Consider the following 23588-nt stretch of genomic DNA (forward strand, 5'->3'; position numbering starts at 1 on the left):
AGCTCCTACACGGGGTTATTTCATTTGAGTTCAGGCAAACGCGCTTCGTTTTTTACTTCGCTCTGGGCGATCGCATCGGCGGGCAGCACGACCCGCTGTTTGCTCAGCAACTGGCCCATATTTGCCAATACACGGTACATCGAAAACTCTTCGGTGTAGCGCACTTCGGTGTAGCGGCGATTGGCGTTGTAGAGTTCGTTTTCGCTGTCCAGCAGGTCGAGCAAGGTACGTTGGCCGAGGCCGAACTGATCCTGATAGGCCATGCGTACGCGCTTACTGGTATCGGCGTATTCACGGGCGGTCGGGGTTTGTTTCTTGGCGTTGACCATGGCATTCCAGGCCAGGTGGATGTTTTCGTTGAGCTGGCGCAGGGCGTTATTGCGGATGTCCATCGCCTGGTTGATCTTGTGTGCGTCCGATTGCAGGCGCGCCTTGTCGCTGCCGCCGCGGAACAGGTTGTAGTTCATCACCACACCGACCCGCCATTCGTTGTCATGGCCTTCGTCGCCGGCGATGTTGTTGTTCGCGCCTACAGCGGCTTCACCGTCCAGGCGTGGGTAAAACGGCGACTTGGCGACCTCGTACTGGCTCTCGGCCGATTGCACGTCGGCCTGGGCGGACTTCAGGTACGGGTTATTGTCCACCATGCTTTGCTGGGCTTCCTGCAAGGTGCCCGGCACTTCACCGCGGGTCGAGGGCGGTGCTTCCAGTTCATCGGGCATGCGCCCGACGACGGCGTAGAAATTTGACTCGGCATCGGCCAGGTCCACTTCGGCGGTGTCGAGGTTGTTCTCCGCCAGCGCCCGACGGGCGGTGGACTGGTCGGCGTCGGCGGTGCTGCCGACACCACGTTGGGTACGCAGGCCGATCTGGTCGTTGACCCGCAGGTGCGCTTGCAGGTTGTTCTTGGCCAGCGTCACCAGTTCACGGCGCTTGAGCACTTCGAGGTAGACCTCGATGGTGCGCAGGGCCAGGTCCTGGGCGGTGCCTTGGGCGTAATAGGCCCGGGAGTTGACCACGCCTTTGGTGCGCTCGACTTCATTGGCGGTATTGAAACCGTCGAAGATCATCTGCCGCAGGCGCAGTTCCGATTGGGTGTAGTTGAGGATTGCCGTGTGGTGATCGCCGAACGCCCGGGTATTGGTGTTATCACTGTACCCGCGCCCGTACGCGGCATTCAAATCGACAGATGGATAAAAGCCCCCTTTCGCGACCTTGACGTCTTCATCAGCCGACAGACGGCTGTCCACCCGCGACGCTAGATCCGGGTGGGTGGCGATGGTGCTCTGGATCGCCTCAGTCAGCGACATGGCGTGAGCTTGAGATGAGCAGGCCATGGCCAATAGAACCGCGCTGCATAGGGGGGTTAAAAGGCGCATGGTGAATCTCCCTGAAGTCCTGATGGTGCTTTATTCGTCGCCAATTATTTGACGACTTTTATGGGTAAACCGTTTCACCCTCTTAACAACAGAGCTAAGAACATTCTGGGGAGAAGCTAAGAACTATTTTTCATAAGACTTATGCAAAAAAAAACTTATGAGCTTCGTGAAATCCAGCACATTGTTCATCTCGAAAGCCCTTGATTTATGAGCTTTAGGGCGCTCGCCAGGGCTGGTGAAAAGTTCCGATCCATTTATCGACATAGGGCGGAGAAGTGCTGGAGGGGAGGGAAGCGTAACGGAATACGGGTGACGGAATTTTGTCACTCTGGTGATTCAGGACTGTTACGCATCGCTCGCAGGGCAAGTTTTCTTGGACGTGCTACCCAATGCCATTGATTGCAAAGGGTTTACGCCGTTCGTAGACGATACCTGCGAGCAACACGCCGGGCGCGGTCGCCGCCGGGGCAGCGGCTAGTCAGAAAATGCCGCTGAATGGCAGGCGATCCGCCGGGCAACCCGCTTGAGCCATCCATGAGCATGCTCTCCGCAATAAAAAAGGTGCCGACAGCGGTTGGCAGCGGAGGAAATGCACATGGCTACGCTCATCGGTATCGTCAGTAAAGTCATCGGTCAGGTGTTCGCGGTGGCGGGCGACGGCACACGCCGCATGCTGATCGAGGGCGACCGATTGTTCGCCGGTGATCAACTCAATACCGGGGCCGAAGGTGCCGTGGCGGTGCAACTGCAAAATGGCCAGGAACTGACCCTCGGACGGGGCAGCAGCCTGCAGATGAATGCGCAGTTGCTGGCCAATCAATCGCCTCACGTGGAATCGGGCGAGGCGGTGACGCCGAGCCAGTCGCAATTGAGCGATGTCGAGCAACTGCAAAAAGCCATTGCTGCCGGTGACGACCCGACCCAAACCGCTGAAGCCACGGCGGCCGGACCGGGCTCTACCGGGCCTGGTGGTGCCGCAGGCGGGGGCCACAGTTTTGTACTGCTTGAAGAAGTCGGCGGGCGAGTCGATCCGACCATTGGCTTCCCCACCGCCGGATTCAATGGCATCCCCGAACTTCCCGAAGAACGCCACGATGGCAATCCCGACATTGCGGCGGTCGTCGATGCGCCGGTGGTCACGCCCGTCGTCAACAATCCCGTTACGCTCAGCGGCCTGACGGTGCAGGGCGGCGAGTTGACCCTCAACGAAGCCAATCTGCCCGACGGCTCGGCGCGCAATCCCGGGGCGCTGACCCAGAACGGTACGTTCACTGTCACCGCGCCAGACGGGCTGACCAGCCTGAGCATTGGCGGAATCAATGTCATCAGCGGCGGCGTCGCCGCAGGTTTCCCGCAGTCGATCACCACGGCCCTGGGCAGTACCCTGACCATCACCGGTTACAATCCGGCCACCGGCGTGGTCAGCTACAGCTACACCCTCAATGGCAGCGAATCCCATACCACCGGTAACGGCACCACCCTCAGCGAACATTTCACCGTGGTGGCCGGCGACAGCAATGGCGACACGGTCACCGGTTCCCTGGACGTCAACATCACCGACGACGTGCCCAAAGCGGTCGATGACAGCAATGGCACAGCGTCCGAAACCCAACTGACCCTGAACGGCAACGTGCTGACCAACGACGTGCAGGGCGCGGACCGGGTAGCGGTCGGTGAAAATGCCGGTCCGATCACCGCCGGTACCTTCGTCGGCAAATACGGCACCCTGGTGCTCAATGCCAACGGCACCTACACCTACACCCTGAACACCAACGATGCGGACTTCAAAGCCCTGCACGGCGGTGGCAATGGCACCGAGACCTTCTCCTACACACTCACCGATGCCGACGGCGATACCAGCACCGCCAACTTGGTGCTGAACATCCACAACAACGATGATGGGGTGACCCTCAACGGCCTGAACGTCGAAGGCGGCGAGTTGACGGTCTACGAGAAAAACCTCAGCGATGGCACCAGCCCCAATGCCTCCGCGCTGACCCAAAGCGGCTCGTTCACCGTTAGCGCGCTTGATGGCCTGCAAACCCTGACCGTGGGCGGAATCACACTGGTGAGCGGTGGCGTGGCCGCGGGTTTCCCGCAGTCGATTACTACCCCGCTGGGCAGTACCCTGACCATCACCGGCTACAACCCGACCACTGGCGTGGTCAACTACAGCTACACCCTGGTGGATAACGAAGCTCATCCGACCGCCAACGGTGCCAACAGCATCACCGAGCATTTCAATGTCGTCGCGACCGACACCGATGGCAGTACCGCCTCAGGGCAGATCAACGTCAACATCGTCGACGACTTGCCGACGGCTAAACCTGACGCCACCTCGGTGCAGGAAGGCGGCACCGTCAGCGGCAACGTGCTGGACAATGACATCGGCGGCGCCGACGGCCCGGCCGCCAGTGGGGCTGTGGTCGGCGTGCGCGCCGGTTCGGACACCTCGACCTCGGCCATCGGCGGCCTGAACAGCCAGATCAACGGCACCTACGGCTACCTGACCCTCGATGCCCACGGCAACGCGGTCTATTACAGCAACCCGAACAGCGTGAGCGGCCCTGGTGCGGTGGACGTGTTCACCTACACTGTGCGCGATGCTGATGGCGACGAAAGCACCACCACCATCACCATCGACGTGTCCAACAGCTGCCTGAAAGCAGTCAGCGACACCGACGTGACCGTGTACGAAAAAGCCCTGGACCTGAACAAGGACGGCCAGGACCTGGCCGCCGGCACCGTCACCGGCAGCCAACCGGGCAGCACCGGCGAAACCGCCAGCGGCACATTGGTCGGCTCGGTCAGCGGCGCGGTGGGGGCAATCACCTATACCCTGGTCGGCAGCGCCACCGGGGCCTATGGGCAAATCCAGCTCAACCCCAACGGCACCTACACCTACACCCTGACCTCGCCGCCAAGCAGCACGCCGCACGCCAATGACGGCGCCAACGTCACCCACGAAACCTTCACCTACCAGGCCACGGATTCGCTGGGCAACGTGGTCACCAGCACCATCGTGGTGAACATCGTCGATGACGTGCCGAAAGCCATGGCGGATCACGATTCGGTGCAGGAAGGCGGCATCGTCAGCGGCAACGTGCTGGACAACGACATCGGCGGCGCCGACGGCCCGGCCGCTAGCGGGGCAGTGGTCGGCGTGCGCGCCGGCTCGGACACTTCGACCTCGGCCATCGGCGGCCTGAACAGCCAGATCAACGGCACCTACGGCTACCTGACCCTCGATGCCCACGGCAACGCGGTCTATTACAGCAACCCGAACAGCGTGAGCGGCCCTGGTGCGGTGGACGTGTTCACCTACACTGTGCGCGATGCTGATGGCGACGAAAGCACCACCACCATCACCATCGACGTGTCCAACAGCTGCCTGAAAGCAGTCAGCGACACCGACGTGACCGTGTACGAAAAAGCCCTGGACCTGAACAAGGACGGCCAGGACCTGGCCGCCGGCACCGTCACCGGCAGCCAACCGGGCAGCACCGGCGAAACCGCCAGCGGCACATTGGTCGGCTCGGTCAGCGGCGCGGTGGGGGCAATCACCTATACCCTGGTCGGCAGCGCCACCGGGGCCTATGGGCAAATCCAGCTCAACCCCAACGGCACCTACACCTACACCCTGACCTCGCCGCCAAGCAGCACGCCGCACGCCAATGACGGCGCCAACGTCACCCACGAAACCTTCACCTACCAGGCCACGGATTCGCTGGGCAACGTGGTCACCAGCACCATCGTGGTGAACATCGTCGATGACGTGCCGAAAGCCATGGCGGATCACGATTCGGTGCAGGAAGGCGGCATCGTCAGCGGCAACGTGCTGGACAACGACATCGGCGGCGCCGACGGCCCGGCCGCTAGCGGGGCAGTGGTCGGCGTGCGCGCCGGCTCGGACACTTCGACCTCGGCCATCGGCGGCCTGAACAGCCAGATCAACGGCACCTACGGCTACCTGACCCTCGATGCCCACGGCAACGCGGTCTATTACAGCAACCCGAACAGCGTGAGCGGCCCTGGTGCGGTGGACGTGTTCACCTACACTGTGCGCGATGCTGATGGCGACGAAAGCACCACCACCATCACCATCGACGTGTCCAACAGCTGCCTGAAAGCAGTCAGCGACACCGACGTGACCGTGTACGAAAAAGCCCTGGACCTGAACAAGGACGGCCAGGACCTGGCCGCCGGCACCGTCACCGGCAGCCAACCGGGCAGCACCGGCGAAACCGCCAGCGGCACATTGGTCGGCTCGGTCAGCGGCGCGGTGGGGGCAATCACCTATACCCTGGTCGGCAGCGCCACCGGAGCCTATGGGCAAATCCAGCTCAACCCCAACGGCACCTACACCTACACCCTGACCTCGCCACCAGGCAGCACGCCCCACGCCAATGACGGCGCCAACGTCACCCACGAAACCTTCACCTACCAGGCCACGGATTCTCTGGGCAACGTGGTCACCAGCACCATCGTGGTCGACATTGTCGATGACGTGCCCAAGGCGATGAATGACAGCAATGCCAACATCGCCTCGGAGTCGGCACTGACCCTGAGCGGCAATGTGTTGACCAATGATGTGCAAGGTGCCGATGCCGTGGCCACCGGCCCCAACAGCGGCCCGATCACCCCCGGCACCTTCACGGGCACTTACGGGACATTGGTGCTCAATGCCAATGGCACTTACACCTACACCCTGAATGCCAATGACGCAGGTTTCAAAGGCTTGCATGGCGGCGGCAACGGGACGGAAACTTTTACCTATACCCTCACCGATGCCGATGGCGATATCAGCACCGCCAACCTAGTGCTGAACGTCCATAACAACAACGACCTGGTTATCATCAAAGGCCTGGACGTCGATTGCGGCGAGCTGACGGTCTACGAAAAACACCTCAGCGATGGCACCAACCCTAATACGCCGGAACTGACCCAGAGTGGCACCTTCACCGTTACCGCACTGGATGGCCTGCAAACCTTGATCGTGGGCGGTATTGCGCTGGTCAGCAACGGGGTCGCGGCGAGCATTCCGCAGTCGATCGAAACACCCATGGGCAGCACCCTGACCATCACTGGCTACAACCCAGTTACTGGCGTGGTGAGCTACAGCTACACCCTGGTCGACAACGAAACCCACCCGAACGCCGACGGTGCTAACAGCATCACCGAAAACCTGGATGTCGTGGCCATCGACACCGACGGCAGCACGGCGTCCGGGCAGATCAACGTCAACATCGTCGATGATTTGCCAACCGCCAAGGCGGACACCCAATCGGTGATTGAAGGCGGCACGGTCAGCGGCAACGTGCTGGACAACGACATTGGCGGCGCCGACGGCCTGGCGGCGGTCATCGGCGTACGCGCCGGCAGCAACATCTCGACCGCGGCTGTGGGCGGGCTCAACACGCAGATCAACGGCAATTATGGTTACCTGACCCTGGATGCGGCGGGTAACGCGGTCTATCACAGCAACCCGAACTCGGTCGGTCCCGCAGGGGCGACCGATACGTTCACCTACACCGTGCGTGATGCCGACGGGGATCAAAGCACCACCACCATCACCATTGATGTCAGCAACAGCAACATCAAGGCCGTGACCGACACCGACGTGACGGTCTACGAAAAAGCCCTGGACTTGAGTAAGGACGGTCAGGATCTGGCGGCCGGCACTGTCACCGGCAGCGAACCGGGCAACACCGGGGAAACCGCCAGCGGTACCCTCGTTGGCTCGGTCACCGGTGCTGCGGGCGCGATCACCTACACCTTGGTCGGCAGCGCCACCGGGACGTATGGACAGATCCTGCTCAACCCCAACGGCACCTACACCTACACCCTGACCTCGGCACCCAAAACCTCGCCGGGTGCCAACGATGGCCCGAACACCCTGACCGACACCTTCACCTACAAAGCCACTGATGCGGGCGGCAATAGCACCACCAGCACCATCGTGGTCAACATCGTCGATGACGTGCCCAAGGCCGTGGGTGCCGAACGTTCGGTGGCGGCCGTGGAGATCGACACCAACCTGCTGCTGGTGATCGATGTGTCCGGCAGTATGGGCGACGCTTCCGGCGTACCGGGGCTAACGCGACTGGAGCTGGCCAAGCAGGCGATCAGTGCGCTGCTCGACAAGTACGACGATCTGGGCGACGTCAAAGTGCAGATCGTGACGTTCAGCAGCAACGCCACTGACAAGACTTCCATATGGGTGGACGTTGCGACCGCCAAGTCGATTGTTGCCGGTTTGTCGTCAGGCGGCGGTACCAACTACGACGCAGCGGTCGACGTCGCACAAACCGCGTTCAATACCAGTGGCAAACTGACGGGCGCACAAAACGTCGGCTACTTCTTCTCCGATGGCAAGCCCAACGAAGGGTCGATCGGCGGAGGGGACGAAGCGGATTGGAAACAATTCCTCACCGACAATCACATCAAGAACTACGCGATCGGCCTGGGTACCGGTGTCAGCAGCGGGGACCTCAATCCACTGGCTTATGACGGCAGCACCGGCACGGGCACCGATACCAATGCGGTGATCGTCACCGACCTGGGTCAACTCAACTCGGTGCTGTCGGGCACCGTGATCGGCGCACCGGTCACCGGTTCGCTGCTCGAAGGCGGTACGTTCGGGGCCGACGGCGGGTTTATCAAATCCATCACGGTCGATGGCACCACCTACACCTACGATCCGAAAGGCAACAGCAACCAGGGTTCGCTGGCTTTCAGCGGCGGCGCCAACCATGGCACCTTCAACACCGTCAACAACACCTTGAGCATCGCCACCGACAACAAGGGCACTCTGGTGGTGAACCTCGATACCGGCGAATACAACTACGTGTCGCAGAAAACCACCTCGGTGGTGCTCACCGAAAACATCGGTTTCACCCTCAGCGACAATGACGGCGATCTGGCCAGCTCGACGCTGGTGGTCAAGGTCATTCCGAACGCGGCACCGGTGGCCACCGACGATCACATCATCACCAACGTGCTGTCGGGCAACATCACGGTGCCGGCTGAGTTGTTGCTGGCCAACGACACCGATCCCGATGGCGATCCGTTGAATGCATCGCCGACCAACTTCAACACCGGTTGGGTCAGCAAAGCCGCGGACTTCAAGGGCACGGGGGCGATCGACTTCTCTGGTAACGGTGTCAAACCGAGCAACCAGAACCTGGACAACGTGCGTGGCTCGTTCGCGGCCAATACCGCAACGATGACGGCGTTGCTGGTGATCAGTGGCTATCTGGGCCCAGTCACGAATGCCAACGCCAACGATGAGGACCGCATCACCGTCAACCTCAAGCAAGGTGAAACCCTCAACCTGGACCACAACCTGGCCGCCGGCCATATCACCATGGAGTACTCCATCGATGGCGGCGCCTGGATTGCGCTGGCCGATGGTCAGACCATCACCGCAGCATCGGACGGTGCGTACCAGATCCACATCACCAACATCACCAACACCGAAGGCGGCAAGGACGCGAGCAACAACGAAAGCTACCAACTGACGATGAAGCTCGACTATTCCGGGGCCCATGACACCACCCCGGACTATCACGGCACCTACACCACCAGCGACAACCATGGCGGCAGCGACAGCGCCAACGTGACCATCAGCTATCAGGAAGGCCACACCCTCACGGGCACCGCCGGCAACGACACGCTGGTGGCGGGCGATGGCGACAACATCCTCAATGCCGGTGACGGCAACGACATCCTCATGGCGGGCAACGGCACCAACGAGTTGCATGGCGGCGCTGGCAATGACTTGCTGTTCAGCGGGACGGGCACGGATCTGCTCGACGGCGGCACCGGCAATGACACCGTCAGCTATGCCCATGCCACCGCAGGTGTCACGGTCAACCTGGGCATCACTGGTGCGCAAAACACCCTGGGCGCCGGCACCGATACCCTGACGGGCATCGAAAACCTCGTCGGCTCCAACTACAACGACAACCTGACCGGCGACAACAACGCCAACGTCATCACTGGAGGTCTGGGTAACGATGTACTCAACGGTGGAGGGGGTGATGACTTCTTGATTGGCGGCCTGGGCAACAACACCCTGACCGGTGGCAGTGGCGCCGACACCTTCCAGTGGCTCAAGGGCAACAGTGGTCATGACGTGATCACCGACTTCACGCCCGGCACCGACAAGCTTGATCTGTCGCAACTGCTGCAAGGGGAGAACAACACCGCAGGCTCGCTGGATGACTACCTGCACTTCACCGTCAGTGGCAGCGGCGCGTCACTGGTGACCAGCATTGACGTCAGTGCCATGGCTGGCGCGGCACCGAACCAGACCATCGATCTGGCCGGCGTCAACCTGGCCAGCCATTACGGTGTGACGCCAGGGGCGGGCGGGGTAATCTCCGGTGCGGATTCGGCCACCATCATCAACGGCATGCTCAATGACCATTCGTTGAAGGTGGATACTGTGTAGTGCGAGTCCCCCTGTAGGAGCTGCCGCAGGCTGCGATCTTTTGATTTAGTTGTTTAAGATCAAAAGATCGCAGCCTGCGGCAGCTCCTACAGTTCAGTTCACATCGGTTCCGGTGGCCCGATCAACCGGCCCATCACCCCATATACCCCCAGCTCCCTAATCGACTCCAACTCCCCTTGGGTCTCGACCATTTCCGCAATCAACGGCAAATCAATGCTGTTGGTCGCTCTGAAGATGGCCTCGATAAACAGCCGTTTATCCCGTTGCTCATCGATATGCCGGATATAGGCCCCGTCGATTTTCAAATAAGCCAGGCCCAGTTGAGTGAGGTTGCCGATCTGGCTGAAGCTGCCGCCAAAATGCTGCAGGCCGATGCGATAGCCGGTTTCGAGCAGGCTATGGCTCAGCCGATGCAGTTCTTCGGGTGGTGGCAGTTGGCGTTCGTCGATTTCCAGGATCAACAACGGCGCCAGTTCCGGCAGTGATTCGAGCATGTCCAGGATCAGTCGCAGCTGTGACTGATCGCGCAAGGTACTGCCCGACAGACTCAATGCCAGCGGCCAGCGATTGACCGCCAGGTAATCAAGGGTCGCTTCGAGCATGGCCAGGTCGAAGCGTGCCGACCAACCCAAGCGCTCGATCCAGGGCAGAAAGTGGCTGGCGGTAATCGCTTGGCCCTGCGGGTCGAGCAGGCGCGCTAGGACTTTGTGATGCAGCACCTGGCTGGTATCGGCGCATTGCACCACCGGCTGAAAATACAGCTGCAATTTACCTTGGGTCAGGGCGTCGTCGATCCAGAGGCGCCAGTCGTGTTGGGAGTGGTTCGGTGCACTCTGGTCGTGGCTCAGTTGCACCCAGGGGCGTTCGGGGATTTGTCGGGCCTGGGTCAACGCTTGATCAAGGCGCATCAGTACGTTGCTGGCCGGTTCGCCGGGGCGGTAGGCCACGATGCCCACATGCGCGACCGGTATGCAGTCACTGGCACCGGTCTGACGCAGGTTTTCCAGGGTGGCACTGATTTCGGCGGCCAGGCGCGCGGCGTCCTCGGTGCTCAGCCCAGGTGCCAGCAGACTGAATTCACCCCCGCGGTTGCGCGCCGCCAGCCAGGTGCGTCGCTGCGGCAATTGAGTCAAGCGCTTGAGTAATTCTGCGACGGCACTGATCAATGCATCGGTGCGCTGACCACCCAAGCGTTGATTGAGCCCGGCCAGGTCGTTGATCCGCAACATTAGTAGATGACCGTCGCTATGCTGCTCGGCCACCAGCAAATGGTCCGCCAGTTGTTCATCCAGCAAGCGCCGGTTGGCCAGCCCGGTCAGGCTGTCCTGGTAGGACTCGCTGCGCAGCTTTTCACTGCGTGCCGCCTCTTCGTTGAACAGTGCCTTTAGCTTCTCGACCATCTGATTCATCGCCAGCACCACGCGTTTCAATTCCGGCGTGCGGGGCAGTTTCGGCAGGCTGAGAAACTCGCGCTTGCTGATGGCCTCGGCTTGCTTGACCAGGGTTTCGAGCGGACGAAGCTGTCGACGCAGCAACCAGCCACCGAACACGGCGCTGAGCAGCCCGCACACCAGCAACCAGATCAGGCTGCCCAGGGTGCTGTCCCAGAGTTTGGCCAGGGCAAATTGCGGGTTGCTCAGCACTTCCACCCGTGCGGCCTGCTCCCAGCCGCGCATGATCAACGCGTCACCGCCCTGATGACGCAGATTGACTAGAGTGACAAACCAGCCCGGCACGCCCTCGATCCGCGCAGGAGCATTGCGCTCCACCAGCACCTGCTCACCCTCGACATCGACGATACGAATGCTGCTGAAGTAACCACTGTCGAAAATCGAGCTGACCATCAACTCCATCATGGCCGGGTCATCGATCTGCGTGGTCAGCGACAGGCCCAGCGCGGTGGCCGCATCCTGGGCGTGGGAGCGCAACTGGCCAAGCATCTGTTCGCGAGAGCTTTCCAGACTGACAAAAAAACTGCCGCTGAAAGCCACCAGCAGGAACAGGCAGATGGCTAAAAACAACTGATTACGCAGTTTCATTGAATGCTCCTTGCTGCAGTCTTTAGCCGTCGCCCACAGGGAAGCCTTCGGCCTGCATCTTTTGCAATACGTCTTGCCAGCGCGACAGTTTTTTCGAGTCGCTGCTGCGTTTTCCGCCGTTGGCACCCGGCAGGTAGAGGCCCTCGGCATTGAAGGCGTACACCGGCAGCAAGTCTTTGCGCTGTGAGGCGGGGCGGATGTCGCCGATCAGATTATCCAGCACCAGCGGGTCAGCGGTGGGGCTGCTGTAGAACGTCAGCACCATGTGCGCCTGGTTCTGGTTCAGCGCCTTGACGTAGGTGATGCGCAGTTTTTCGCTGGGAATCCCGAGCTCGCGCAAGCTGAAATATTTCGCCAGGGCGTAGTCCTCGCAGTCCCCCGCACCCTTGACCAGGGATTCGATGGGCGTGGCCCAGTAATCGGTCTGACGCCAAATGCGCATGTCGTCCTGAAAATTCAGTTGCTGGTTGAAGAAGCGATTGACCGCCGACAGCTGCTCGCGCTCAGGTGCATCGTGCTCGCCCTGGAGCATCTGATTCCAGGCTTCGATTCGCCCCCGCGCCGGGCCGAGCGTGCCGTAGCGCTTTTCGGCGGTTTGCAGGATCTGCGCAAAATTCCAGTTGGCCCAGACGTTCCCCAGCTCGGCCAGCAGAAAAGCGGTCAGCAACAACCATCCGCCGAACCGAAGCCGGAGCGCTGGCCATCCTGGACTACGCGGACTGCGGGGCATGTCTGACTGCTCGGATGCAGGTTGCCTGAAGTCTAGGTGGTGTTTACGGCGAGGGAGGGCAGGTCGTCGGACGACGCCTCGAACAACAGAACCCGCCAACTTTGTGTAAGGGGGCGGGTTTTTGTTGTGCGCAGTTTTGGGAAGTATCCGACCAGCGGCAGCAAAACCTGTGATTTCTGACAGTAGTCAGTTTCGGCTCTCTGTCTTTAAATCAAGGCATCAGGGCTTAAGACAAAGTTTTATTCAATACACGGTCATTGCGAATGAAAGTGCCGGAGTTCTGAGTCTGGCATTTGTGGTCCGAAACGTCAGGGCAATAAAGCTCAAAGCAAAGGAGCATTAAGATGTCTAGTAAACAGAACTTTTCTGTAAGTGCTAATAAAAAAAGAGCGGAGTACCTGGCGTATCGAGCCAGTCTCGCTGTTGATGATCACAAGGCGCCCACCCCTTATCCAGAAAATTCATTTTTGTCCCCTTTGGTTGAGGGAGGAGGGCACTATCAACCGGCTAGCTCGTTTGGGCAGGTGACAGAATGGCTAGTTGCACCATTTCCGGATATGACTGATCCGGTGTCAACCGTTTTTCTGATTGACTTAATGCTTGATGGATCTCCGAACAATGCAGCGGATCGATATAGAGGCGAATCACCAGCCGATCCGGAAACTCCTATCGTCCTTAAACTAACATTGCCGGCTAAAGATACACCCGGGGTGAAGTTAATTGGTAATCGAATTAACTTCGGTGGTAACACTGGTCCGTATGAAACATTCAAATACATTGTACAGCCCGATCCTCAAGTTTTTGACCGGCCGATAAGTGTCAACCCATCTGTGGATCAATCGGGCATCGCTCCGGAAGATTTTGATGACGGCAATACCATTCCCTTGATGTTTGCTTATCAAAATCCAAGATTGGGAGACGTTATTGAGTGCAGGATCGGGCAGTCCGTTGACATTACTAATGTGGTGGGTACGTGGAGGGTTACGGAGGCCAACAAAGATGATCCAATCGTTTTTCAATTGGCCGCGAGTCATGTGGAAACTTTTAGTGGGAAGTGCGTTATTATTGTCGAGGGTAACACTTATCCAGGAGTTAAGGCCACGCGATCGCCCGTTAAAGAGGTTTTTGTATTTCAGCAGCGACGCCCAACTAATTTCAATGCGCTGCATCTTCCTCAGATAACTGCTCCGGGCGATAAGCTGGAAATTCAACAATTTATTGATGGGGTCACAGCGGGTCTTCAAAACGCGTACACAAACTACAGCAATACACTGGATAAGATTGTGTTTATTATCGATGGCGTAAAGCAACCTCCATCGTCTATCAGCCAATTTCCGTTCCAGTCTCAACTCAGTCTCTCGGCCCTGCTTGCTCAGGGGCACAGCAGAGAAGTAAAACTGGATTATCAGATTGAACGCTTGGGCTTTTTGTTCCCATCGACACCTCTTACCAGACAGGTTCCGATTGATGTAGAAATGCCGTTGGCTCCCATAGTACCTCCAAATTATGCCCCGCCGGATGTTACTGCACTTGTCCCTACACTTAAAGGGCCGGTCTCTCAGTCCAACATACTGACGGTGGCTGATAAGCAAAATGGTGGCGACGTTATTCTCAACGTGCCGCGTCATGCTGAATTTAATTTGGGAGATACGATCTACGGTTTATACGGCGGTCGATCAATTCCGGCACCTGGCGGAGTTTACGCCTATCCAGCGACCGGAACCCCACCGGATCCAATACCTCTTACATTAAAGTGGGACTTTATTGATAGCGTAGGTAGTAATGCAACTACACAGCTTCAGTACTATGCAGAACATACAAAAAACAATAATCAGTCAGTGTCTGTGCTGGGGTTGGCGAATGTGAGATTAAACCCAATTGTCCTGCAGGCTCCAACATTTGTTCACGAAGACGAAGATTTTGGCATCATTTGTTCGTCGTTGAGAAAGATGAGTGGCGAGGTAGGGGCCGTCATTCGAGTTCCTGGTGACTCACAACTGGAAAATCTCACGGTTAAATGGAAATATGTCGGCTACTCTAGCGCAGCAGCAACTGAGCCCGATATTATTCCGGATTCAACAGTGGAGGACGAGTTTACATTTGATCCGGCAAACGTAGGGACCGGCGCACATGTTCTTGTTCCCTATGAATACCTGTTGGTGACACGAAATGCTTGGGGGAAACTTTTCTATGACGTTACTATCGATGGTGAGTTTGTCCATACCGAAAGTGAAGTTTTTCGAATCAATATGAGCTATGGCGGAGATACTTGCGATATCACTGGGGTCGTTCCTTTTCCGTGAGTGAAAATATATAGAAATCCTTCCGGTAAAGTTAATTGCGTATATCCGGTGTCGAGGTGCCGGATATACGTCTGTTGTTAACCAATCCGTGTTGGTTTTTTCTTACGTTTTCAGAGATTAATCCTACATTTTTTTGTAGGTAGTCTCTGTATCGTCCGCAGCCCTCAACGTTCTCCGCTTCCTTGCAGGAGATAAGAAGACGAAAGGACAGCCCCCATGAGCTTTGACAAGCCGATCCCACATAAACCTAGTACCGCAGTCACGTTCAAAGTGCTGGCATTGTTGCCGGCTTTTTTTTTGATGAGCCCGTCGGCAATGGCGGCGATCATTGTTGGTGCTGGCGAGAACAGGACAATCGATCCGACTGATCCGATCAGCGACTACCTGGTGCAAGATGGTGGCGTACTCAATGCAGGGACAGTCACGACACAAAGCCTGACCATCCAAACCGGGTCGACCTTGAACATCGATGGCACTACCGTCAATGGCAATAGTGGCTTCCATGGAATTCTGGTGACTGAAAGCCAGGCCACGATTCAACGGGCCACCGTCACTGCCGACGCTGAAGCGCTGTGGCTCAGCCGTGCGCCATCAGCCACTGCTGGCTCGACTGTGACCGCAACTGACAGCACATTCCATGGCGGTGAAACCGGCGCACTGGTCACCGGTCTGAGCGCCTTGACGCTGGTCAGCAGCGAACTCAGAGGCACCAATGCCGGCAGCGTCGGCCTTGACAATCGTGGCGGTGAAGTGCGCGCATTGGCGGGTACGCTGATCAGCGGCGACAGCGCGGGCGTACGAATGACCAATGACGCCAACCGCCGTGGTACCAATTCATTGTTACTGGACAACTCCACTATAGAAGGTCGCAACGGGCCGGCGATTCTGGTGGAAGGCGGCGTTCAAGGCGCGGCGATTCAGGTGCAGAACAATGCCATCCTGCGTGCTTCCGATGGCAATCTGTTGAAAGTGCAGGGTGCCTCCACCGCGGCGATGAATGTCGTCGGCAGTGCCCTGGAGGGTAACGTGCAGGTCCTCCGGAACAGTAGCGTCGACCTAACTTTCAACGGGGCTTCGATGGTAGGTGACATCCTGCGCGAGGATGGCTCTACCGCCAATGTCACCTTGAACAATGGCTCATCGTTCACCGGGCGCTTGAATAACAGCACCCTCAGTCTCAACAGTGGGTCAAGCCTGACCATGGTCAGCAATGACAGCATCGACAACCTGGCGATGAACGATGGTACGGTTAATTTCGGTGCACCTGGCGCGGTGCGTGCGAATCGGCAGCTCGAAGTGGGTACGCTTTCTGGCAGCGGTATCATTGCCATGCAGGGCAATTTCCAGACCGGTGAAAGCGATTTGCTGAAGGCCGGCACGGCCACCGGCAGCTATGAATTGGCCGTCAATGCTTCGGGTACGGACGCGAAGTCGCCTCAACAATTGACGCTGGTGCAAATCGGCAATAATCAGGCTGCGTTCTCCCTACTGGGCGGTCGAGTCGATGTAGGAACATTCGAGTACGATTTGGCCGAGCGAACCAACGCTGCTGGCGAGGCTGAGTATTATCTGAATCCCACCACCCGCCTCACTCCCGGTGCGCAATCGGTGGCGGCCCTGTTTCAAACGGCCTTAACCGTGTCGTATGGCGAGTTGAAGTCGCTGGAAAACCGCATGGGCGAGTTGCAATCGGACGACAAACTCCACGGCCTCTGGGTCCGGTCGTATGGCAACAAATGGAACGTTGACGACGGTTCGTCAGGTGTGGGTTATCGTCAACGGCAGCAGGGTTTCACCCTGGGCGCTGACACTCGACTCGGTGACAGTCCCTGGACTGTCGGTCTGTTGATGGGTTACAGCAAATCCGATCTTGACCTCAATGGTGGCACCTCTGCCACGGTCAACAGCTACTACTTCGGTCCTTATTTTGGTTGGCTGAATAGGGAAAATGGCTACTACGTCGATGGGGCACTGAAGTTCAACCATTTGCGTAACGAGTCCAAAGTCACCCTGAGCGATGGAAAACGTGCAGAAGGCGATTACAGCAACTCGGCAATAAGCGCGATCGTCGAAGGCGGTCGCAATATCGAACTTGCAGATGGCTGGTTTGCCAAACCATCTGCCCAGGTTTCCACTGCAGTGATTCAGGGCAAGAACTATCACTTGGACAATGGCATGGAAGCCGAAGGTGACCGCACGTATTCGTTGCGCACGAAGCTGGGCGCCATGGTCGGTCGAAGCATCGAACTGGGCGACACTCAGGTGCGTCCATACGGGCGGGCGGCGCTGGTGCATGAGTTCGCATCGAACGACAACAATGTTCAGGTCAATGGAAATCCGATCAACAATAACCTTGCGGGTACGGGTATTGAAGCCGGCGTTGGGGTGACGGTTTCATTGTCCGAGAAGCTGCGTCTTGATGTAGGCGTGGACTATGCCAAGGGTAAAAACATCGAGCAGCCTGTGGCGGCTACATTGGGTGTGAGCTACCGGTTTTAAAAGTCTGGGTTGAAAAAAAACCGCTGATGAGCGGTTTTTTTTCGTCCTGCAGACGATCAGTTTTTCCAGCCTTAGACAGGGGGGATCGCTTTGACACTCCACTCATTGGATTCAGCTTTCCCATCTGGAGTCAGGGCACTGATTTTATAGATGGTGCCGACTGTGAGCGGGCTGAAGAAAAACACCCATTGGCCTTCAGCGTTGGTGTCCTCTTGCTTTTGTTGAATGACCCCGTTGAGCTTGATCTGGACCTTACTATCCGGAAGGTAATTTCCCCTGGCTATTAACCAGTTCTTAGCAATGTCGCCTCCATCAGGAATTACGTTCCCGTCGGCATCATAAATGCGGGTTTCTGTTGGTGCTACGACGGTCGCTTCTACGGTAAACGGGTACGGATCGGAAGTGCCGCCACTTGGCCATTTTGCGACGGCGGTGAGGTTGTATGCTTTTGGAACAAGTGGGCCAATCTCATACTTGTAGCGACCTGTCGTGGCATCTACGTCTGCTTCGCCCAGCGAATCGGTGCTGTTGAAAATTTCTACCTTCTGACCCTTTTCACCTTCTCCTTCGACATATAGGGAAGTTTTGGACGTTGTGGAGTTTTTCGGAATTTCGTTGCCGTCAAGGTCGGTGACTTTGTCGAGGGTTGCCAGTTTGATAGCCGCTACGGTAAACGGGTACGGATCGGAAGTGCCGCCATTTTCCCATTTTGCGACGGCGGTGAGGTTGTACGCTTTTGGAGCAAGCGGGCCAATCTCATACTTGTAGCGACCTGTCGTGGCATCTACGTCTGCTTCGCCAAGCGAATCGGTGCCGTTGAAAATTTCTACCTTCTGACCCTTTTCACCTTCTCCTTCGACATATAGGGAAGTTTTGGACGTTGTGGAGTTTTTCGGAATTTCGTTGCCGTCAAGGTCGGTGACTTTGTCGAGGGTTGCCAGTTTGATAGCCGCTACGGTAAACGGGTACGGATCGGAAGTGCCGCCATTTTCCCATTTTGCGACGGCGGTGAGGTTGTACGCTTTTGGAGCAAGCGGGCCAATCTCATACTTGTAGCGACCTGTCGTGGCATCTACGTCTGCTTCGCCAAGCGAATCGGTGCCGTTGAAAATTTCTACCTTCTGACCCTTTTCACCTTCTCCTTCGACATATAGGGAAGTTTTGGACGTTGTGGAGTTTTTCGGAATTTCGTTGCCGTCAAGGTCGGTGACTTTGTCGAGGGTTGCCGGCGTAACAGCGGCTTCTCCCAGAATAAACTTGAAAGCCTGCGACTCATTATCACTGGAGTCCTTCAACGTGATGCTGTACTCGCCTGGCTCCAATGCACTCAACTCAAAAGTGATTTTGCCGCATGCATTGGCTGTTTCGGTTTTCAGTAACGTTTCACCATTGAATAACCGCGAATCCGCGTTCGGCAAAGAGTCGCAGGCCACCGTGACATCAGGGCCCGGAATGGTGTCGCCAGGAGAAACCGGCAGGCCATTACTGGATACTTCAGTAATAGCCGGTTTGTCTCTCGCCGCTGTAAATTTTCTGGGCAGCGATGAAGGTCCGATATCGTAATCGCCAACAATACGCACTTCATGGCAATCGTACTTCGATAGTGGTAGTAGAGCAGTTTCAAACTCTCCAAGTGCATCGCTCCGGGCTCTACCCAATTCATCATCAAAATTCATGATGATGACACCACTGTTAGCCTGAATGTTGTTGCCGGTAATCTTGATTTGCCTGTCGAATGTAGTTCGGTTGGTAATGGGATTGCCTTGACTGTCATCCAATCGGCGAAAAGTAGGCTGCAATTCATCAAGCTTGTCGTGGGACGGCGGTGAAATGTTCGAGGGAGAATCGGTCATGGCAATGACTCCGTTCAGGGAAAGGTACGGAGTGATTTAATGCCTCGGATAAGCGGGTTGACTACTGTCAGAAATAACAGGTTTCAACGGGTTTCCGATGAGTGGAGATGGGCTTCGGGCAACTAAGGTCGTCTTTACCCGCTAATCAAAGCAGAGGCATTCAAGACTTGCGCAAGGTCTTCTGCCGAACAATGTATACCGTCACCAGCACCGCACTGGTCAACATAAAACCACGTGCCCATGGCAGGGGCACCAGGTAGCAGGAAAACAGGATGCTCACCCACATCAGGCCGATGGCGTAGACCTTGCCCTTGAATGGGATGCCGTTGCCGTCGAGGTAGTCGCGAATCCACGGACCCAGCCGTGGATGCTCCACCAGCCAGTTGTAAAAGCGCGGCGAGCTGCGGGCGAAACAGGCGGCCGCCAGCAGCAGGAAAGGGGTGGTGGGCAGTACCGGCAGGAAAATCCCGATCACCCCCAACGCTACGCTCAGCCAGCCAATGGCCAGCAGCACGTAGCGCAACATCAGGGGGCGGTTGCCTATGGGGTTGTCCATAGGCAGGACCTTAGTGGTGACGAGGCTTGAGGATCGCTGGTTTTTCGTCCGGTGCGTTGCACAGCAGGTACAGCGCAGTCAGGGCTTCCGGGATTTGTACGATCATGTCGTCCATCAGGTTGGCGTCGGCCGCGATGTCGGCGAACTCCGGTTGCTCGTCGAACAGACCCGAACCGACCATGATCGGCAACAGCATTTCGCTGACTTCGTCTTCGGCGGTTTCGAACCAGGCTTCTTCACGCAGGAACACGCCTTCCATGAAGCCGATGCACCAGCCGCGCAGCTCGGAATCGTCCGGGTCGTCGCCCAGGTCGAGATCGCAAGGCAGCTCGAACTCTTCGTCGGAAGCCAATTGGCGGGCGATGTGGGCCTTGAGGCCGATCAGCGTGGCTTCGATTTCTTCGCGCTGGGCTTCGCCGCTGTAATGCGGCTCTTCAGCGAACAGGGCATCGATCCACTCACGATCGGGAACGGTTTCGGCACAGATCGACAGGGCGGTGAGGTAGCCGTGGGCGGCCACGTAGTCCAGCGCCTCGTCATGCAGTTCATCGGCGTCGAGGAAGACTTGCAGGCGGGTTAGTTGCTCAGCGAAGGACATTAATGGACTACCTTGGGGAATATTCGATGCGGGAATTCTAGGCCTTCTTGAGCGCTGGGGCCAGCCGCACGGCATATTTGCTGCCCCTCTACGTGTAGGAGCTGCCGAAGGCTGCGATCTTTTGATCTTGTCTATTGAAAATCAAAAGATCGCAGCCTTCGGCAGCTCCTACAAAGGATCATGTCGATTCGCTCTTCTCAGCGGCGCCCTTTGCAGGGGAGGGGTCGGGTATACTCGCGCGTTTTGTGATGCCCTGCTGGCGTCACGGCTGGAATGTGAAGCGTCATGCAATGTGCATTTACGATTTGTCGGTGCAGCTTTGTGGGTTCTGAACCAGCCTGTGCAGGGATGTTTCGGTGATTTTTGGAGTTTCTATGCTCGAACAGGCTCAACGCGTCCTCAAGGACATCTTCGGCTACGACAGTTTCCGTGGCCGTCAGGGTGCAATCATTGAGCGCGTGGCCAGTGGCGGCGATGCCTTGGTCCTGATGCCTACCGGTGGCGGCAAATCCCTATGCTTCCAGGTACCGGCGCTGTTGCGCGAGGGTCTGGCGGTGGTGGTGTCGCCGTTGATCGCCCTGATGGACGATCAGGTCGCTACCCTCGAAGAGCTGGGTGTGGCCGCGGCGGCATTGAACTCCACCCTCAGTGCCGAACAGCAACGCGATCTGGCGGCCCGCATCCGCCGCGGCGAAGTGAAAATGCTTTATCTCGCCCCGGAACGCCTGGTCCAACCGCGCATGCTGTCTTTCCTGCAAGGGCTGAACATCGCCCTGTTCGCCATCGACGAAGCGCACTGTGTGTCGCAGTGGGGCCACGACTTCCGCCCGGAATACCTGCAACTGGGTCAGCTGGCGGAAATGTTCCCCGAGGTGCCGCGGATCGCCCTGACCGCCACCGCCGACAAGCGCACTCGGGAAGAAATCGTCACCCGCCTGCACCTGCAGAACGCCGAACGCTTCCTGTCGAGCTTCGACCGGCCGAACATTTTTTATCGCATCGTGCCCAAGGAGCAGCCGCGCAAGCAGTTGCTGGCGTTCCTGGCCGAGCGGCGCAGCGATGCCGGCATCGTTTATTGCCTGTCGCGCAAAAAGGTTGAGGAGGTCGCAGCATTCCTCACTGAGCAAGGCTTCCCGGCGCTGCCGTACCATGCCGGCCTGCCCAATGATCTGCGTGCCTATCACCAGAAACGCTTCCTTAACGAGGAAGGCCTGATCATGGTGGCCACCGTGGCGTTCGGCATGGGCATCGACAAGCCCAACGTGCGTTTTGTCGCGCACCTCGATTTGCCGAAATCCCTTGAGGCGTATTACCAGGAAACCGGGCGTGGTGGCCGTGACGGTCTGCCGGCCGATGCCTGGATGGCCTACGGCCTGCAAGACGTGGTGATGCTCAAGCAAATGCTGCAAAACTCTGAAGGCGATGAGCGCCACAAGCGTCTGGAGCACCACAAGCTGGACGCCATGCTTTCGTTGTGCGAAGAAACTCGCTGCCGCCGCCAGGCGCTACTGGCCTATTTCGACGAGGAAATGCCCGAGCCCTGCGGTCACTGCGACAACTGCATCGATGGCGTACAGACCTGGGATGCCACCGAACCGGCGCGTCAGGCGTTGTCGGCGATCTTCCGTACCGGCCAGCGCTACGGTGTTGGCCATCTGGTGGATGTCCTGCTGGGCAAGGACAACGAAAAAGTGCGCAGCTTCGGTCATCAGCATCTGTCGGTGTACGGTGTCGGCAAGGCGCTGGGGGAGAGCGAATGGCGTTCGCTGTTCCGTCAGTTGGTGGCCCGTGGCCTGGCCGACGTTGATCATGAGGGCTACGGCGGGCTGCGCCTGAGTGACACCTGCCGACCGCTGCTCAAGGGAGAAGTGACCCTGGAGCTGCGCCGCGATCTCAAGGCGCAAACCACGGTGAAAACCAGCAAGAGCCAAGCCAGCCAACTGGTCCGTGGCGAAGAACGCGAACAATGGGAGGCCTTGCGTGCCCTGCGTCGCAAGCTTGCCGAAGAGCATGGCGTGCCCCCGTACGTCATCTTTCCCGACTCAACCTTGCTGGAAATGCTGCGCAGCCAACCCACCTCGTTGGCGGAAATGGCCAGGGTCAGCGGCGTTGGCGCACGCAAGCTGGAACGTTACGGCGAGGCTTTCCTCGAGGTGCTCGGCGGTCAGGTCGAAGCACCGAAACCGGTGGCCGACGTACGCCACGAATTGATCACTCTGGCGCGGGCCGGCATGACGCCGTTGCAGATTGCCGGTCAGTTGCAATGCTCGGAAAAGAACGTCTACACCATGCTCGCCGAAGCTATTGGCAAGCAGCAGTTGTCGCTGGAGCAGGCGCTGGATTTGCCCGAAGACTTGATGGGCGAAGTGCAGGACGCGTTCCTCGATGGCGAAGGCGAGTTGCCGCCAGTGTCGGAAGTATCCGCGCTGTTTGCGGGCCGAGTACCAGAAGGCGTTTTGTACTGTGTTCGGGCGGCGTTGCAGTCCGAATTCGAGATTTGAGAGGTTCCCTGATAAGGGTTTCACTAGTGTAACGATTCAGTACAGAACAAACCTTGCCTCGAAGCGAGGCTCATGCTTAGCTGACTAATAATTAGTTTTTCTTTATTTCAGTCTGATCATGAGTGTTTTATGCCGTTAACCGAACAACACCGCTTTGGCATGCAACTGGCCCAGATGTCGCGCGGCTGGCGTGCCGAACTGGACCGCCGTCTGGCTGGCCTCGGATTGTCCCAGGCACGCTGGCTGGTGCTGCTGCACCTCGCGCGTTTCAACGAAGCCCCGACCCAACGTGAGCTGGCGCAAAGCGTCGGCGTCGAAGGACCGACCCTGGCCCGGCTACTCGACAGCCTGGAAAGCCAGGGCCTGGTGCAACGCCAATCGGTCCTTGAAGACCGTCGGGCGAAAAAAATTGTCCTCTGCACTCCGGCGCGTCCTCTGATCGAACAAATAGAAACCATTGCCAACCAACTGCGCCACGAATTGTTCGAAGGCGTCGATGAGGCGGATTTGGTGGTCTGCATGCGGGTGCACGGGCACATTCTGGCCAACCTGGAAAAATCTTGAGGCATTGCTCCAGGCCCGTTTTCTGAGATGCCGCGTTGAGCAGACTATAAGAACTACTTGGCAATATCGTGTTCGTACCGGATGTGCGAACACGTGCAAGTTAGTTTTAGT

General features: G+C 57.9%; 11 protein-coding genes. 5 read left to right on the forward strand and 6 right to left on the reverse strand.

The annotated features are described in order from the left end of the window. Positions 1–20: 20 nt before the first annotated feature. Positions 21–1379, reverse strand: a complete 1359-nt coding sequence (locus ABTV22_RS07810; protein WP_433739313.1) for a TolC family outer membrane protein — start codon at positions 1377–1379, stop codon at positions 21–23. A 595-nt stretch (positions 1380–1974) separates the two neighbouring features. Here ABTV22_RS07810 and ABTV22_RS07815 point away from each other — a divergent pair. Beyond that, positions 1975–9834, forward strand: a complete 7860-nt coding sequence (locus ABTV22_RS07815) for a retention module-containing protein (protein ID WP_433739314.1) — start codon at positions 1975–1977, stop codon at positions 9832–9834. A 98-nt stretch (positions 9835–9932) separates the two neighbouring features. Here ABTV22_RS07815 and lapD read toward each other — a convergent pair whose 3' ends face one another. Both lapD and lapG read right to left on the reverse strand, forming a co-directional pair. After that, positions 9933–11873: a cyclic di-GMP receptor LapD gene (lapD, locus tag ABTV22_RS07820; RefSeq protein ID WP_433739315.1), complete on the reverse strand. Its 1941-nt coding sequence runs from the start codon at positions 11871–11873 to the stop codon at positions 9933–9935. 22 nt (positions 11874–11895) lie between these two features. Continuing rightward, complete coding sequence (gene lapG, locus ABTV22_RS07825) at positions 11896–12603, reverse strand: cysteine protease LapG (protein WP_433739316.1); 708 nt, start codon at positions 12601–12603, stop codon at positions 11896–11898. Between the two features lie 344 nt (positions 12604–12947). On the opposite strand from lapG, the gene ABTV22_RS07830 reads away from it, so the two are divergent. Both ABTV22_RS07830 and ABTV22_RS07835 read left to right on the forward strand, forming a co-directional pair. Beyond that, positions 12948–14906: a hypothetical protein gene (locus tag ABTV22_RS07830; protein WP_433739317.1), complete on the forward strand. Its 1959-nt coding sequence runs from the start codon at positions 12948–12950 to the stop codon at positions 14904–14906. A 216-nt stretch (positions 14907–15122) separates the two neighbouring features. Continuing rightward, positions 15123–17405 carry an autotransporter outer membrane beta-barrel domain-containing protein gene (locus tag ABTV22_RS07835; RefSeq protein WP_433739318.1) on the forward strand — a complete coding sequence of 761 codons (2283 nt, stop codon included), beginning with the start codon at positions 15123–15125 and terminating at the stop codon, positions 17403–17405. Between the two features lie 71 nt (positions 17406–17476). Here the strand turns inward: ABTV22_RS07835 and ABTV22_RS07840 are convergent, their stop codons facing one another. From ABTV22_RS07840 to ABTV22_RS07850, 3 genes are all read right to left on the reverse strand, one after another. After that, the gene (locus ABTV22_RS07840) at positions 17477–19258 is read right to left on the reverse strand and encodes a hypothetical protein (RefSeq protein ID WP_433739319.1); all 1782 of its coding nucleotides are present in this window, start codon (positions 19256–19258) and stop codon (positions 17477–17479) included. A gap of 160 nt (positions 19259–19418) precedes the next feature. Next, positions 19419–19814 (reverse strand): YbaN family protein, encoded by a 396-nt coding sequence (locus ABTV22_RS07845; RefSeq protein ID WP_433739320.1) that lies wholly within the window; start codon positions 19812–19814, stop codon positions 19419–19421. A gap of 10 nt (positions 19815–19824) precedes the next feature. After that, positions 19825–20412 (reverse strand): UPF0149 family protein, encoded by a 588-nt coding sequence (locus ABTV22_RS07850; RefSeq protein WP_433739321.1) that lies wholly within the window; start codon positions 20410–20412, stop codon positions 19825–19827. Between the two features lie 374 nt (positions 20413–20786). On the opposite strand from ABTV22_RS07850, the gene recQ reads away from it, so the two are divergent. Then, complete coding sequence (gene recQ, locus ABTV22_RS07855; RefSeq protein ID WP_433739322.1) at positions 20787–22913, forward strand: DNA helicase RecQ; 2127 nt, start codon at positions 20787–20789, stop codon at positions 22911–22913. 129 nt (positions 22914–23042) lie between these two features. Next, positions 23043–23477, forward strand: a complete 435-nt coding sequence (locus tag ABTV22_RS07860) for a MarR family transcriptional regulator (protein ID WP_433739323.1) — start codon at positions 23043–23045, stop codon at positions 23475–23477. Positions 23478–23588 lie beyond the last annotated feature (111 nt).

The organism is Pseudomonas putida (genome assembly GCF_050990305.1).
In the GTDB taxonomy this organism is placed as follows: Bacteria; Pseudomonadota; Gammaproteobacteria; order Pseudomonadales; family Pseudomonadaceae; genus Aquipseudomonas; species Aquipseudomonas putida_AH.

Excerpts from the sequence above, each read along its gene's own strand:
- ABTV22_RS07810 (WP_433739313.1), bottom strand. The coding sequence starts at position 1,379 with ATGCGCCTTTTAACCCCCCTATGCAGCGCGGTTCTATTGGCCATGGCC.
- ABTV22_RS07815 (WP_433739314.1), top strand. The coding sequence starts at position 1,975 with ATGGCTACGCTCATCGGTATCGTCAGTAAAGTCATCGGTCAGGTGTTC.
- lapD (WP_433739315.1), bottom strand. The coding sequence starts at position 11,873 with ATGAAACTGCGTAATCAGTTGTTTTTAGCCATCTGCCTGTTCCTGCTG.
- lapG (WP_433739316.1), bottom strand. The coding sequence starts at position 12,603 with ATGCCCCGCAGTCCGCGTAGTCCAGGATGGCCAGCGCTCCGGCTTCGG.
- ABTV22_RS07830 (WP_433739317.1), top strand. The coding sequence starts at position 12,948 with ATGTCTAGTAAACAGAACTTTTCTGTAAGTGCTAATAAAAAAAGAGCG.
- ABTV22_RS07835 (WP_433739318.1), top strand. The coding sequence starts at position 15,123 with ATGAGCTTTGACAAGCCGATCCCACATAAACCTAGTACCGCAGTCACG.
- ABTV22_RS07840 (WP_433739319.1), bottom strand. The coding sequence starts at position 19,258 with ATGACCGATTCTCCCTCGAACATTTCACCGCCGTCCCACGACAAGCTT.
- ABTV22_RS07845 (WP_433739320.1), bottom strand. The coding sequence starts at position 19,814 with ATGGACAACCCCATAGGCAACCGCCCCCTGATGTTGCGCTACGTGCTG.
- ABTV22_RS07850 (WP_433739321.1), bottom strand. The coding sequence starts at position 20,412 with ATGTCCTTCGCTGAGCAACTAACCCGCCTGCAAGTCTTCCTCGACGCC.
- recQ (WP_433739322.1), top strand. The coding sequence starts at position 20,787 with ATGCTCGAACAGGCTCAACGCGTCCTCAAGGACATCTTCGGCTACGAC.
- ABTV22_RS07860 (WP_433739323.1), top strand. The coding sequence starts at position 23,043 with ATGCCGTTAACCGAACAACACCGCTTTGGCATGCAACTGGCCCAGATG.